The 13,633-nt window shown below is 72.7% G+C and carries 11 protein-coding genes and 1 riboswitch; of the genes, 8 read left to right on the top strand and 3 right to left on the bottom strand.

Annotated features, from left to right (window positions below; genetic code table 11):
• Nucleotides 1-51: 51 nt before the first annotated feature.
• Nucleotides 52-1,950 carry a SigE family RNA polymerase sigma factor gene (locus AC1DP1_RS09490; protein WP_477506654.1) on the bottom strand — a complete coding sequence of 633 codons (1,899 nt, stop codon included), beginning with the start codon at nucleotides 1,948-1,950 and terminating at the stop codon, nucleotides 52-54.
• Nucleotides 1,951-2,071: 121 nt separating this feature from the next.
• Between AC1DP1_RS09490 and AC1DP1_RS09485 the strand changes: the two genes are divergently transcribed.
• From AC1DP1_RS09485 to AC1DP1_RS09460, 6 genes are all read left to right on the top strand, one after another.
• Nucleotides 2,072-3,343: a cell division protein PerM gene (locus AC1DP1_RS09485; RefSeq protein WP_477506653.1), complete on the top strand. Its 1,272-nt coding sequence runs from the start codon at nucleotides 2,072-2,074 to the stop codon at nucleotides 3,341-3,343.
• Nucleotides 3,344-3,346: 3 nt separating this feature from the next.
• A complete protein-coding gene (locus tag AC1DP1_RS09480; RefSeq protein ID WP_457185961.1) occupies nucleotides 3,347-4,537 on the top strand; it encodes a YibE/F family protein in 1,191 nt (396 codons plus the stop codon).
• Nucleotides 4,538-4,559: 22 nt separating this feature from the next.
• On the top strand, nucleotides 4,560-5,177 hold the full coding sequence (gene purN, locus AC1DP1_RS09475; RefSeq protein ID WP_477506652.1) for a phosphoribosylglycinamide formyltransferase: 618 nt from the start codon (nucleotides 4,560-4,562) through the stop codon (nucleotides 5,175-5,177).
• 1 nt (nucleotide 5,178) lies between these two features.
• Nucleotides 5,179-5,256: riboswitch (ZMP/ZTP riboswitch) on the top strand.
• Nucleotides 5,257-5,281: 25 nt separating this feature from the next.
• Complete coding sequence (purH, locus tag AC1DP1_RS09470) at nucleotides 5,282-6,871, top strand: bifunctional phosphoribosylaminoimidazolecarboxamide formyltransferase/IMP cyclohydrolase (protein WP_477506651.1); 1,590 nt, start codon at nucleotides 5,282-5,284, stop codon at nucleotides 6,869-6,871.
• 136 nt (nucleotides 6,872-7,007) lie between these two features.
• Nucleotides 7,008-7,856, top strand: a complete 849-nt coding sequence (locus tag AC1DP1_RS09465; RefSeq protein ID WP_457185967.1) for a bifunctional methylenetetrahydrofolate dehydrogenase/methenyltetrahydrofolate cyclohydrolase — start codon at nucleotides 7,008-7,010, stop codon at nucleotides 7,854-7,856.
• Nucleotide 7,857: 1 nt separating this feature from the next.
• On the top strand, nucleotides 7,858-8,244 hold the full coding sequence (locus AC1DP1_RS09460) for a DUF3017 domain-containing protein (protein ID WP_457185969.1): 387 nt from the start codon (nucleotides 7,858-7,860) through the stop codon (nucleotides 8,242-8,244).
• A gap of 46 nt (nucleotides 8,245-8,290) precedes the next feature.
• Here the strand turns inward: AC1DP1_RS09460 and AC1DP1_RS09455 are convergent, their stop codons facing one another.
• The gene (locus tag AC1DP1_RS09455) at nucleotides 8,291-9,277 is read right to left on the bottom strand and encodes a malate dehydrogenase (RefSeq protein WP_477506650.1); all 987 of its coding nucleotides are present in this window, start codon (nucleotides 9,275-9,277) and stop codon (nucleotides 8,291-8,293) included.
• Nucleotides 9,278-9,385: 108 nt separating this feature from the next.
• Between AC1DP1_RS09455 and AC1DP1_RS09450 the strand changes: the two genes are divergently transcribed.
• On the top strand, nucleotides 9,386-10,072 hold the full coding sequence (locus AC1DP1_RS09450) for a hypothetical protein (RefSeq protein ID WP_477506649.1): 687 nt from the start codon (nucleotides 9,386-9,388) through the stop codon (nucleotides 10,070-10,072).
• 48 nt (nucleotides 10,073-10,120) lie between these two features.
• On the opposite strand, the gene AC1DP1_RS09445 is transcribed toward AC1DP1_RS09450, so the two are convergent.
• Nucleotides 10,121-11,239: an aquaporin gene (locus tag AC1DP1_RS09445; RefSeq protein WP_477506648.1), complete on the bottom strand. Its 1,119-nt coding sequence runs from the start codon at nucleotides 11,237-11,239 to the stop codon at nucleotides 10,121-10,123.
• Nucleotides 11,240-11,413: 174 nt separating this feature from the next.
• Here AC1DP1_RS09445 and AC1DP1_RS09440 point away from each other — a divergent pair, with 174 nt between their 5' ends.
• The gene (locus tag AC1DP1_RS09440) at nucleotides 11,414-13,627 is read left to right on the top strand and encodes an NADP-dependent isocitrate dehydrogenase (RefSeq protein ID WP_477506647.1); all 2,214 of its coding nucleotides are present in this window, start codon (nucleotides 11,414-11,416) and stop codon (nucleotides 13,625-13,627) included.
• Nucleotides 13,628-13,633: the final 6 nt, after the last annotated feature.

The raw sequence follows: 13,633 nt of genomic DNA, 5'->3' as shown, positions 1-13,633 counted from the left end.
GGTGAGACACCCGAAAGGGCGAAAAGGTTGCGTCAGCCCCGGACTCGGGGCTCAGCTCGAGGGATCGAGCGGTCCGAGCCGCTCCGCCACGCGCCGGGCGAGGGCGACGAAGTCGTCGCGCGACATCGTCATGGTGCGGTCGGGGGCGAAACCGAGCTGGGAGACGGCACCGCCGTCGCGCACGATCGCCATCAGGAACGGGAACGACTGGCTGTCGTTGATCTCGAACGTCAGCGCCCACACGCTCAGGTCGCCGGACTTCGAGGACGACGAGGCCAGCTGGGTCACGTTGGTGCCGAGGTTGGCCTGCCCGCACTGGCGGATGCGGTCGCGGACCTGGTCGACGAAGGTGCCGGCCCGGCCTGGCTTCATCGCCCCGACGGTCTGGGTGAGGCCGAGCTGGTTGGCGTTCGCCGTCTCGGGGAAGAGGAAGGTGCGGGTCAACGCCTTGCTGATGCCCTTGCCCTGGAACGTGGTCCGGTCGCAGCGGGTGGCGGCGTAGTTGTTGCGCGCCCGCTCGGGCTCCGTGCCGACCCAGGGGCCGCGGACGGCGGCGACCGGCGGCAGGTCGACCACCGAGAGCAGGCCCGGCGGCGTACCGATCCCGAGCGGCGGGGTGGCGTTGTCCCGCGCGCGGCCAGCGCACGCGCCGGCGCCCTCGGACCCGCACACGCCGTTGACGGCGGCGGAGAGCCCGGTCAGCACCGCCTTGTCGGGGACGGCCCGGCCGCGGCTGCGCACGACCTGGGTGACCACGAGGCTGCCGGTGCGGGCCGTGCCGACGGTGAGGGTGGCCGGCTGCTTGCCCCAGGACCGCAGCCGGAAGACGCGTGCCTCGTCGCCGACGCGCTTCACGGTGCGGGTGCCCATGAGCTGGGTGCGCGGGTCGATGCATCCGGCGAACCACAGCGACGCGGTCTCGAAGCCCTGCGCCGCCTGACGCTCGTTGCGCGACATCTCGACCATCTGGACGGCGGTCGCCCGCACGTCGGTCACGTCCCGCTTGCGGGTGCGCTGTCCGTCGCCCTTGCCGACCTTCTTCCGCTCGACGCGGGTCTCGGTGCCCTCCCAGGTGCGGGCGAGGGCGGTGACGCCGTCGGGGTCCGCGAACCGCTCGCGCTGGCACGGCGCCAGCAGGCCGTCGCCGTCGAGGTTGTCGGTGGTCGCGGTCTCGGTCCAGTCGAGCCCGGACCCGTAGCGCGTGAGCTGGTCCTGGGAGAGCAGCGAGTCGGCGCTGATCATCTCGGCGCCTGCGTCGTCGTCGACGGGTGCGTGCACCGTGACGCCGGGCGTGGCCTTCTCCTCCCGCAGGCTCGTGGGCTCGGCGCCGGCGCCGGTGGCGACCAGGGAGCCGGAGGCCAGCAGCGCGGCGGTGGCGAGGCCGGCCCCGATCACGGTGTGCGTGCGACGTCGCGCGGCGCCAGCGCGACGGATGACCGTGGCGCGGGGCCAGCGGATGTCCTCGAGCGGGCCGTTGAGGGCGTGGAGCAGCCGCGGGATGTCGGTGGTCTGGGCGTCCCTATGCAGCGAGAACTGCGAGCTCGCGGTCTGGAGCTCACGCTCGGCGTCGGCGCGGGGGAGGCCGACGGTGCGGGCCACCTCGCCGAGGGAGAGCGCGGAGATGCCGTTGAGGACGAGCAGCTCGCGCTGCCGCGCGGTGAGCTTGGAGAGTGCGTCGAGGGTGCTGCGCACCTCGGGGTCGAGCGACTTGTCGCGGTGCCAGATGCGGGCGGTGTGCCGCCGGCGGGCGCGACCGAGGGCCAGCGGGCGGACGTAGCCGTCGCGGTCCTCGAGCTGCCCGACCTTGCGCCAGCGGTGCCAGGCGACCACGAAGGCGTCGCGGACGGCGGCCCGGGAGGCCGGCGCGTCGCCGGTGAGGGCGTACGCCTCGTGCAGGAGACGGGTGCGGGTCTCGACGTAGTAGGCGTCGAAGGTCTCGGGGCTCCTCATGACCGCTCCACGGTACGGGAGGGGGCGTTGCGGCGCACATCCCTGCCCCGGGTCGACGCGGTGGGGACGGGCGGCGTGGGAGCGCGATCTGCCCCGGGGGTCGGGTGATGATGGGGCGGCCATGACGTCGCTCCTGACCCGACCCGACCATGCGCGGACCGAGGCTCCCCGGCCGCGTCCGCTGGTGCTGATCGCGACCCTCGGCGGCGCGCTCGCGGCGCTGGGCCCCCTCGTCGTGCTGCTGGCGATCGGGGTCATCGGCTGGTTCGCCTCCGACGCCGGCGTCCACGGCGTGCCCCGCGACGGCATGCGCGTGGGCGCCCTCGCCTGGCTGGCCGGTCACGGCTCCGGCGTCACCGTCATGGGCGCACGGGTCACGATCGTCCCGCTCGGCGTCACGGCCGTCGCAGCGTGGTCGATGTGGCGGCTCGGGCACCGCGTCGGTGACTCGGTCTCCGGTCACGGCCCCGACGCCGACCGGATCTCCGACGGCGAGCGCGACTTCACCGTGCCCACCGCAGTCGCCCTGTTCTTCGCGGCCTACGCCGTCGTGGCCGTGGTCGTCGCGACCCTCGCCGCCGGCAGCACGGCCGACCCCTCGTTGCCGCGGGTGCTCGGCTGGACCGTGCTCCTGACGGCGTTCGTCGCCGCGCCGGCCATCGCGGTCGGTTCGGGCCGCGCGGCGATCTGGGCGGCCTTCCTCCCGGCCTCCGTCCGGGCGGGCGCCGCGGTCGCCGGCTCCGTGCTCGCGCGGTTGCTGGCCGTCTCCGCCCTGATCTTCCTCGTCTCCTTCGTCGCCTCCTTCGGCGAGGCCGCGACGATGACCTCGCGGCTGCACCTCAGCCCGTCGGAGGCCGGTCTCTACGCCCTCGTCAACGCCGCCTACGCCCCCAACGCCGCCCTGTTCGCCGGGTCGTGGCTCCTCGGGCCCGGGTTCGCCGTCGGTGGCGCGACCCTCGTGTCGCCGGGCGCGGTCGTGCTCGGCCCGCTGCCGGTCGTCCCGCTGTTCGCAGCGCTGCCGGCGGTCGGCACACCTCCCGGCTGGATGGGCGCCCTCATGGTCCTCCCGCCGCTGGTCGCTGCCCTCTCGGCGCACCGCGTGCTCCGCGGCCGACCCCTGACCTGGGACCGGATCGCCCTCGCCGGGTGCGGCGGCGGGCTGGCGGCCGGCGTCGGGTTCGCGCTCCTCGCCTCGCTGTCGGGTGGTGCCGCCGGTCCTGGCCGCATGCGGTTCGTGGGTCCCTTCACCCGTGACGTCCTGGTCCACTCGGTCACCGCGTGCGGCATCGGTGCGCTCCTCGGCGCATCCGTGCTGGCCTGGTTCGCGTGGCGCGCGGCCCGGTCCGTCGCGCCCGAGGAGGGCCCCGGTCCCGACTCGCCCGCCGAGGACTGATCGGTGGGGGCTGGACACAGCCACGGCGAGCGCCCGTCCCTCGGGCCCGCGCCGCGGCAGATCAGGGTGCTGATGGCGGCGCTGGTGGCGCCGCTCGTGCTGGCGACGCTGGTCGGGCTCGTCACGCTCTGGCCCGACGGCGACCTGGAGGTCAGCGGTCCGGGGGTCGACGTCGAGCGCGGCACCGCCGAGGTGCAGTCGGTCGGGCCGTGCCGCCAGCAGGTCGAGGGCTGCCAGCTCGCCCAGGTCGAGCTGCTCAGCGGTCCGGGCGCCCCCGGCGAGGCGGAGGCGCTGCTGCCCTACGGGTCGCAGGCGCCCGAGGTGGTGGCGGGGGACCGCATCATCGTGTCGTTCACCGAGCAGGCGCCCGACGGCGAGCAGTACGCCTTCCAGGACTTCGACCGCGGCCCACCCCTGCTCGTGCTGCTGATCCTGTTCGCGGTGGCCGTCCTCGCGCTGTCGCGCTGGCGTGGCATCGGTGCCCTCGCCAGCCTGGCGTACTCCCTGATCCTCATCGCGGGGTTCACGCTCCCCGCGATCATGGAGGGCGCCTCGCCGCTCCTCGTCGCGGTCACGACCGCGGCCTCGATCATGCTGGTCACGCTCTACCTCTCGCACGGCTTCACCGTCCGCACGACGGTCGCGATGCTCGGGACCCTGGTGTCGCTCGTGGTGATCGGCGGCGTCGGGTGGGTGTTCACCGAGGTCGGCCACTTCACCGGGCTCGTCGACGAAGGCAGCCAGTACATCTCCGGCATCGCCGCCCAGGTCGACCTCCGCGGCCTGCTGCTCGCCGGCCTCGTCATCGGTGCCCTCGGCGTCCTCGACGACGTCACCGTCACCCAGACGTGGGCGGTGTGGGAGCTCGCCGACGTCGACCCCGACGCCACCACGCGCTCGCTCTTCACCCGCGCGATGCGCATCGGGCGCTCGCACGCCGCGTCCACCGTCAACACCCTCGTGCTGGCCTACGTCGGCGCCACGCTGCCGCTGATGTTGGTCTTCTCCGCGCTGTCGCTGCCCTTCGGGGTCGCGGTCAGCCAGGAGGTGGTCGCGCAGGAGGTGGTCCGCGGGCTCGTCGGCGGGCTCGGGATCATCGCCGCGGTCCCGGTGACCACGGCGATCGCGGCGCTGGTCGTCGGCCGTCTCCTCCGCGAGCGGACGCACGCAGGCGCTCCGTCCCATCGCGCCTAGACCACGCCCTAGACTTCCGCGCGTGCACCAGCCCACCCGCCTCGTCGTCCTCGTCTCGGGATCCGGCACCAACCTGCAGGCCCTGCTCGACGCGTGCGCCGATCCGTCGTACGGCGCCCGGGTCGTCGCGGTCGGCGCCGACCGCGAGGACATCGAGGGCCTCGCCCGCGCCGAGCGCGCCGGGATCCCGACCTTCGTGCGCCAGGTGTCGGACTTCGAGACCCGTGAGGGCTGGGACGCCTCGCTGGCGACGGTCGTGGAGCGCTTCGAGCCCGACCTCGTGGTCTCGGCGGGCTTCATGAAGCTGCTGTCGACCGAGTTCCTCGACCGGTTCCTCACCCTCAACACCCACCCGGCGCTGTGCCCGGCGTTCCCCGGGATGCACGGCCCGCGCGACGCCCTCGAGCACGGCGTCAAGGTCACCGGCGCGACCCTGTTCGTGGTGGACGCGGGCGTCGACACCGGACCGATCGTGGCGCAGGTGCCCGTGGTGGTCGCCGAGGACGACGACGTCGCGTCGCTGCACGAGCGGATCAAGACCGCCGAGCGCGCGATGCTGGTCGACGCCGTGGGTCGCATCGCCCGCGAGGGGATCGCGGTGGAGGGCCGCCGGGTTCGCATCGGCGCCGCTGCTCGGTAGTCTGGCGCCACACGACTGGCGCAGGTGGGCCACCACCAGGGAGTGACGCGCGAGAGCATCGAACGCCTGGGTGCCCTCGCACTCGTTCGCAACCGAGGAGTCCCGTGTCCCCGACCTCTGCTGACCGCACCCCCGACCAGATCGCCATCAAGCGCGCGCTCGTCTCCGTCTACGACAAGGCCGGTCTCGACGACCTGGTCCGCGGCCTGCACGCGGCCGGCGTCGAGCTCGTCTCCACCGGCGGGTCCGCCGCGCTCATCGAGTCGCTCGACCTGCCCGTCACCAAGGTGGAGGACCTCACCGGGTTCCCCGAGTGCCTCGACGGCCGCGTCAAGACGCTGCACCCGCGCGTGCACGCCGGGATCCTGGCCGACCGCCGCCTCGAGTCCCACGTGGCGCAGCTCGAGGAGCTCGGCGTCGAGCCGTTCGACCTCGTGGTGAGCAACCTCTACCCCTTCACCCAGACCGTCGCCTCGGGTGCCGGTCCCGACGAGTGCGTCGAGCAGATCGACATCGGCGGGCCCTCGATGGTGCGCGCCGCGGCCAAGAACCACCCGAGCGTCGCCATCGTCACCTCGCCCGCGACGTACGACGCGGTGCTGGCCGCCGTCACCGCCGGCGGGTTCACGCTCGCCGAGCGGCAGCGCCTCGCCGCCGAGGCGTTCGTGCACACCGCGACCTACGACGTCCACGTCGCATCGTGGATGGGCAACGTGCTCACCGACAGCAGCGAGGGGTCCGGCTTCCCGGCGTGGATGGGCGCCACGTGGAACAAGGAGGCGGTGCTGCGCTACGGCGAGAACCCGCACCAGTCCGCCGCCCTCTACAGCAACGGCTACCTGCCCGAGGGTCCCGGTCTCGCCCAGGCGAGGCAGCACCACGGCAAGGAGATGTCCTACAACAACTACGTCGACGCCGACGCGGCCCGCCGGGCGGCGTACGACTTCGACGAGCCGGCCGTGGCGATCATCAAGCACGCCAACCCGTGCGGCATCGCCGTCGGCGACGACGTGGCCGACGCGCACCGCAAGGCCCACGAGTGCGATCCGGTCAGCGCCTTCGGCGGCGTCATCGCCACCAACGTCCCGGTCTCCGTCGCGATGGCCGAGCAGGTGGCCGAGATCTTCACCGAGGTCGTCGTCGCACCGGGCTACGAGGACGGTGCGATCGAGGTCCTGCAGGCCAAGAAGAACATCCGCATCCTCGAGTGCCCGCCGCTCGCCCGCGGTGGCGCCGAGGTGCGGTCGATCTCCGGCGGGCTGCTGCTGCAGCAGCGCGACGTCATCTCCGCCGAGGGCGACGACCCCTCCACCTGGACCCTCGCGACCGGGGAGGCCGCCTCCGACGAGGTGCTGGCCGACCTGGCGTTCGCGTGGCGCGCCTGCCGCGCCGTGAAGTCGAACGCGATCCTGCTCGCCGCCGGCCGCGCCTCCGTCGGCGTCGGCATGGGCCAGGTCAACCGCGTCGACTCCTGCCGCCTCGCCGTCGAGCGGGCGGGGGAGCGGGCCTCGTCCGCGGTCGCCGCCTCCGACGCGTTCTTCCCCTTCGCCGACGGCCCGCAGATCCTCATCGACGCCGGTGTGAAGGCGATCGTCCAGCCCGGCGGCTCGGTGCGCGACGCCGAGGTCGTCGCGGCCTGCGAGGCCGCCGGCGTCACGATGTACCTCACCGGCGCGCGGCACTTCTTTCACTAGGAGGAGCGAAGCGACTCCGCGAGTGAAGAGGTCGAGTGCGCCCGCGACCGACGAAGGAGGTCGCGACGGCGCGTACCGAGACCCGATCGTCCTGACCAGCCACCCCAGCCCCACCTCCGATCCCTAGGATGACCGCGTGACCGCACAGACCCTCGACGGAGCAGCCACGCTGCGGACCATCAAGGCCGAGCTCGCCGAGCGCGTCGCCGCCCTGCGCGAGCGGGGCGTCGTCCCCGGCCTGGGCACCGTGCTCGTGGGTGACGACCCCGGCTCGCACTGGTACGTCGGTGCCAAGCACAAGGACTGCGCGGAGATCGGCATCACCTCGATCCGCCGCGACCTGCCCACCTCGGCCACCCAGGCCGAGGTGGAGGCCGTCATCGACGAGCTCAACGCCGACGACGCCTGCACCGGCTTCATCGTCCAGCAGCCGACCGGGCTGGACGAGTTCGCCCTGCTCTCGCGGGTCGACCCGGACAAGGACGTCGACGGGTTGCACCCGGTCAACCTCGGCAAGCTCGTGCTCGGCGAGGCCGGACCGCTGCCCTGCACCCCGGTCGGCTCCATCGAGCTGCTGCGCCGTCACGGCGTCGAGATCGCCGGCGCCGAGGTCGTCGTCGTGGGCCGCGGGATCACCGTCGGCCGCCCGCTCGGCCTGCTGCTGACCCGTCGCTCCGAGAACGCCACCGTCACGCTGTGCCACACCGGCACCCGCGACCTCGCCGCGCACGTCCGCACCGCCGACATCGTCGTGGCGGCCGCCGGCGTGCCGGGCATCATCACCGCCGACATGGTCAAGCCCGGCGCGGCCGTGCTCGACGTCGGCGTCTCGCGCGTGGACGGCAAGGTGACCGGCGACGTGCACCCCGACGTGTGGGACGTCGCGGGGTGGGTCTCGCCCAACCCGAAGGGCGTCGGGCCGATGACCCGCGCGATGCTGCTGACCAACATCGTCGAGATCGCCGAGAGGTCCGTCCGGTCCTGACATGGCCGAACCCGACCACTCCGACCCGCCGGTCGAACCTCCCGAGCCGCCCGACTCGGTCCCCCCGGTCTCGGCGGAACCACCGCCGGAGGACCCCGACGAGCCGCGCCGCTACCCCTCGACGATCGGGGGCGCGTTCTACCTCCTCGTCCTGGGCGTCGTCGCCGTGGCGATGGTCGTCGTGGCGCTCGACGAGTGGCGCAGCGGCGTCCGGCTGATGGGCGGGGCGCTGATCTTCGCCGCCGCCGTGCGGCTGGTGCTGCGCCGACGCGACGCCGGCATGCTCGCCGTACGCCACAAGGTCCTCGACGCGGCCATCCTCATCGTGCTCGGCGGGTCGCTGATCTTCCTCGCGGGCTCGATCCCCGACCAGCCCGGCGGCTTCTAGACAGCACGAAGGGCCGGACCCGTYGGGTCCGGCCCTTCGTCGTTGCTCAGATCAGGCCGAGCTCGGTGACAGCCGTGCGCTCGTCGGCGAGCTCGGCGGTCGAGGCGTCGATGCGGGCGCGGGAGAAGTCGTCGATCTCGAGGCCCTCGACGATCGACCAGTCGCCGCCCGAGGTGGTGACCGGGAACGAGGAGATCAGGCCCTCGGGGACGCCGTACTCGCCGTTGGAGACGACAGCCATCGACACCCAGTCGTCCTTCGCCGAGCCGAACAGCCAGTCGCGGGCGGCGTCGATCGTGGCGGACGCGGCCGAGGCGGCCGAGGACGAGCCACGGGCGTCGATGATCGCGGCGCCGCGCTTGGCGACGGTCGGGATGAAGTCGTTCTCCAGCCAGGTCTGGTCGCCGACGAGCTCGGCGGCGTTCTGGCCCTTGACCTCGGCGTGGAAGAGGTCGGGGTACTGGGTGGCGGAGTGGTTGCCCCAGATCGTCATCCTGGTGATGTCGGTGACGGGCGCGCCGGTCTTGGCCGCGAGCTGGCTGATCGCGCGGTTGTGGTCGAGGCGGGTCAGCGCCGAGAAGCGCTCGCGCGGGATGTCGGGCGCGTTGGTCATCGCGATGAGGGCGTTGGTGTTGGCCGGGTTGCCGGTGACACCGATGCGCACGTCGTCGGCCGCGACCGCGTTGAGGGCCTTGCCCTGCGCGGTGAAGATCGCACCGTTGGCCGAGAGCAGGTCGCCGCGCTCCATGCCGGGGCCGCGCGGACGCGCGCCGACGAGGAGGGCGAGGTTGACGCCGTCGAATATCTTCTCCGCGTCCGAGCCGATCTGGACGCCGGCGAGGTTCGGGAACGCGCAGTCGTCGAGCTCCATGACGACGCCCTCGAGCGCCTTGAGGGCGGGCTCGATCTCGAGCAGTCGCAGCTCGATCGGGCGGTCCGCGGCCAGCGCGCCGCTGGCGAGGCGGAAGAGCAGGCTGTAGCCGATCTGGCCGGCGGCGCCGGTGACGGCGACCTTGAGGGGTTCGGAGGTCACGGTGGTACTCCTCGTGAGGTGTGCGGGAGGCGGGACGTCTGTCCGGCTGACGCTAGCAGCGCCGGATCCGCCGCCGGCCTCTGGTCTACGGCTGGCATGCTGGCGCCCATGACGAGGGGGCTCCGAGGCGTACGCCGTCCGCGGACGGCGGCTGCGCTGGCAGCCGGGCTCGCCCTCGGCCTCACCGGGTGCGCGGGCATCGGCCAGCCCGCGCCGTACGACTCCCCGGGCATCAACGGCCTCGTGATCCCGACGCCGACGCCGGCGCCCGCCGACTTCGTCGAGGGTGTCGACAACCCCTGGCTCGCCCTCGCGCCGGGGACGCGCTGGACGTACGACGTCACCGAGGACGCCGGCACGCGCGGTCGCATCGACGTCGAGGTGCAGGACGGCACGGTGCCGGTCGCGGGCCTGGAGGCCACGGCCGTGCAGACCACGACGGACCTCGGCGGCGGGACGGCGAGCGTCGCGACCCGCCTCTACGCCCAGGACGAGGCCGGCAACGTCTGGCTGGTCGGCTCGGAGACCGACGACGCGTCCTGGCGGGCGGGTGAGGACGGTGCGGAGGCGGGGCTCGCGATGCCCGCCGACCCGCGGCTCGGCGACGGCTGGCTGTCGTACGACGTCCCCGGGCTGCCGCGCGCGAGCGCGACCATCGACGACCAGTCCAGCGAGCTGGTGCAGCTGCGCAACGAGGCCGACACCACGACCCGCACGGTGTACGAGAAGGGTGTCGGCCTCGTGGGGCTCGAGGACCTCGACGCCGGCTGGACCGCCCAGCTGGTCCAGGGCTAGCCGGTCAGACGGGCCTCAGTCCTGCCTCAGTCCTGCCTCAGCCCTGCCTCAGTCGGGGCGTCGCACCTGTGTGCGGCCGTCGTCGTCGCCGTCGGGGTTGCCCCAGTGGCCGGGCTGGCCGGGCTGCTGACCGGGCTGCTGATTGGGCTGCTGGGGCGCGCCCCACTGGCCGGGCTGGCCGGGCTGCGGCTGAGCGGGCTGGGCCGGCTGCTGCGGGGCCGGCTGGCCCCACTGGCCGGGCTGCTGCTGCGGTGCGCCGTAGGCCGGGTCGGGCTGCTGCTGCTGCGGCTGCTGGTAGGGATCCGGCTGGCCCCACTCCTGCTGCGGGGGAGCGCCCCACGCGGCCCCGGGCTGTCCCCAGCTGGCCGGCTGGCCCTGGTTCCACTGCGCCTCGTAGTTGCCCGGCACGAACTGGTCCTTCCGGCCGCCGCCGAAGTTGAGGCCCGAGCCGGCCACCGGCGCAGCGCCGTGGCCGAAGAGGACCGGGTAGGTGAGTCCGGCGATCGCGGCGCCGAGGAACGGTGCGAGCACGAAGAGCCACAGCTGGACGATCGCGTCGGTGCCGGCGAAGACGCCGACGCCGATCGAGCGGGCCGGGTTCACCGAGGTGCCGGTCAGCGGGATCGCGAGGAGGTGGAACATCGCGAGCGACAGGCCGATCGCGAGCGGGCCGAGCGCGACGTTGACCTCGTTGCGCGCGTCGGTGACGGAGAGGATGACCCACACGAAGACGGCGGTCATCAGCAGCTCGAGCAGCAGGGCCGCCCACCAGGCGAAGCCGGACCCCTGGTCGCCGAAGAAGTTCTGGCCCATGTTGCCCTCGGCGACGAAGCCCTCGAAGCCGTGGCCGAGCCCGAAGAGCACGGCGCCGGCGAGCAGGGCGCCGAGCAGCTGCGCGGCCATGTAGATGCCGACCTGGCTCCACGGCAGGCGCCCGCTCAGGACGGCGCCCAGCGTCACGGCCGGGTTGAAGTGACCGCCGGAGATGCGACCCACGGCGTAGGCCATCACCAGCACGGTGAGACCGAAGGCCAGCGCCGTCGCGACGAGGTCGCCACCGCTGTAGACGGCAGCGCCGCAGCCGAAGAAGACCAGCACGAAGGTGCCCAGAACCTCTGCGGTGAACTTCTGCCCGGTGGTCGGTGTGTCTTCGACGGTGTCGCTCATCGCGAGTCCCTCCAGAGTCAAGGTGGCCGTACCCCTCGTAGGCCACGCGAAGCCTAGCGGCGTGACAGGAGGGGTGCGAGGGTAGGCGAGTCGCCACCCGTCACCGGCGTCAGGTATCTTGACGTCAAGAGTTATGCCCGGATGAGATCGCGATCTACAGGAGCTGTCGTACCCATGGCCAAGATCATCTACACCCACACCGACGAGGCGCCGCTGCTCGCGACGTACTCGTTCCTGCCGATCATCGCCGCCTACGCGAAGACCGCCGGTGTGGACGTCGAGACCCGTGACATCTCGCTGGCCGGCCGCGTGATCGCCCAGTTCCCCGACCGCCTCACCGACGAGCAGCGCCTCGACGACGCGCTGGCCGAGCTCGGCGAGCTGGCGACGCGGCCCGAGGCCAACATCATCAAGCTCCCCAACATCTCCGCCTCGATCCCGCAGCTCAAGGCGACGATCGCCGAGCTGCAGTCGCAGGGCTACGACCTGCCCGACTACCCGGAGAACCCGCAGACCGACGAGGAGCGCGAGACCCGCGCCCGCTACGACAAGGTCAAGGGGTCCGCGGTCAACCCGGTGCTGCGCGAGGGCAACTCCGACCGCCGGGCGCCCGCCTCGGTCAAGAACTACGCGAAGGCCCACCCCCACTCGATGGGCGCGTGGAGCAGCGAGTCCAGGACGTCCGTCGCGACGATGGGCCACGACGACTTCCGCAGCAACGAGAAGTCCGTGGTCCTCCCGTCCGACGACACCCTCTCGATCGTCCACGTCGGCAGCGACGGCCAGGAGACGGTCCTCAAGGAGGGCCTGGAGGTCCTCGAGGGCGAGGTCGTCGACGCGACCTTCATGAGCGCGGCCCACCTCGACGAGTTCCTCGAGCAGCAGGTGGCCAAGGCCAAGGCCGACGGCGTCCTGTTCTCCGCCCACCTCAAGGCCACGATGATGAAGGTCTCCGACCCGATCATCTTCGGCCACGTCGTGCGCGCCTACTTCGCCGACGTCTTCGCCCAGTACGGCGAGCAGCTCGCCGCGGCCGGCCTGTCCGCCAACGACGGCCTCGGCGCGATCCTGTCGGGCCTCGACAAGGTCGAGGGCGGTGCGCAGATCAAGGCCGCCTTCGAGAAGGGCCTGGCCGACGGGCCGTCGCTCGCGATGGTCGACTCCGACCGCGGCATCACCAACCTGCACGTCCCGTCCGACGTCATCATCGACGCCTCGATGCCGGCGATGATCCGCACGTCGGGCCAGATGTGGAACGCCGACGGCGAGCAGCAGGACACCCTCGCCGTCATCCCGGACTCCTCCTACGCCGGCGTCTACCAGGCGGCGATCGACGACTGCCGGACCAACGGTGCCCTCGACCCGTCCACGATGGGCTCCGTGCCCAATGTCGGTCTGATGGCGAAGGCGGCCGAGGAGTACGGCTCCCACGACAAGACCTTCGAGGTTCCCGCCGCCGGCAAGGTCGAGGTCCGCAACGCCGCCGGCGAGGTGCTGATGTCGCACGACGTCGAGGCCGGTGACATCTGGCGCGCCTGCCAGACCAAGGACGCCTCGATCCGCGACTGGGTCAAGCTCGCCGTGACCCGGGCCCGCGCCAGCGAGACGCCGGCGATCTTCTGGCTCGACGAGACGCGAGCGCACGACGCCAACCTCATCGCGCTCGTGACGGAATACCTGAAGGAGCACGACACCGACGGGCTCGACATCCAGGTGATGGCGCCGGCCGAGGCGACGACGTACTCCCTCGAGCGGATCCGCCGCGGCGAGGACACCATCTCGGTGACCGGCAACGTGCTGCGCGACTACAACACCGACCTGTTCCCGATCCTCGAGCTCGGCACCAGCGCCAAGATGCTCTCGATCGTCCCGCTGATGAACGGCGGTGGCCTCTTCGAGACCGGCGCCGGCGGCTCGGCGCCCAAGCACGTGCAGCAGCTGGTCAAGGAGGACTACCTCCGCTGGGACAGCCTCGGTGAGTTCTTCGCCCTGGCCGCCTCGCTCGAGCACCTCGCCGGCTACGACGACAACGCGCGCGCCCGGATCCTGGGCGACACCCTCGACAGGGCCACCGAGACGTTCCTCAACGAGGACCGCTCGCCGGGGCGCAAGCTCGGCACGATCGACAACCGCGGCTCGCACTTCTACCTCGCCCTCTACTGGGCCGAGGAGCTCGCGAAGCAGACCGAGGACGCCGACCTCGCGGCCGCGTTCGCCTCGCTCGCGAGCACCCTGCGCGACAACGAGAAGGTGATCGTCGAGGAGCTGCTCGCCGTGCAGGGCAAGCCGGCCGACGTCGGCGGCTACTTCCGCCCCGACGCCGAGAAGGCCGCCGCGGTGATGCGGCCGTCCGCCACGTTCAACGAGGCCATCGCCTCGCTGGGCTGAGCGCAC

It is taken from the genome of Nocardioides sp. P4_G10 (assembly GCF_056401175.1).
The sequence above is the reverse complement of the archived record's forward strand: the minus strand, read 5'-3'. Positions and strand labels throughout refer to the sequence as shown.

Bases quoted from the DNA above. Each gene is read 5' to 3' on its own strand.
- AC1DP1_RS09490 (WP_477506654.1), bottom strand. From the start codon at position 1,950: ATGAGGAGCCCCGAGACCTTCGACGCCTACTACGTCGAGACCCGCACC.
- AC1DP1_RS09485 (WP_477506653.1), top strand. From the start codon at position 2,072: ATGACGTCGCTCCTGACCCGACCCGACCATGCGCGGACCGAGGCTCCC.
- AC1DP1_RS09460 (WP_457185969.1), top strand. From the start codon at position 7,858: ATGGCCGAACCCGACCACTCCGACCCGCCGGTCGAACCTCCCGAGCCG.
- AC1DP1_RS09450 (WP_477506649.1), top strand. From the start codon at position 9,386: ATGACGAGGGGGCTCCGAGGCGTACGCCGTCCGCGGACGGCGGCTGCG.
- AC1DP1_RS09445 (WP_477506648.1), bottom strand. From the start codon at position 11,239: ATGAGCGACACCGTCGAAGACACACCGACCACCGGGCAGAAGTTCACC.
- AC1DP1_RS09440 (WP_477506647.1), top strand. From the start codon at position 11,414: ATGGCCAAGATCATCTACACCCACACCGACGAGGCGCCGCTGCTCGCG.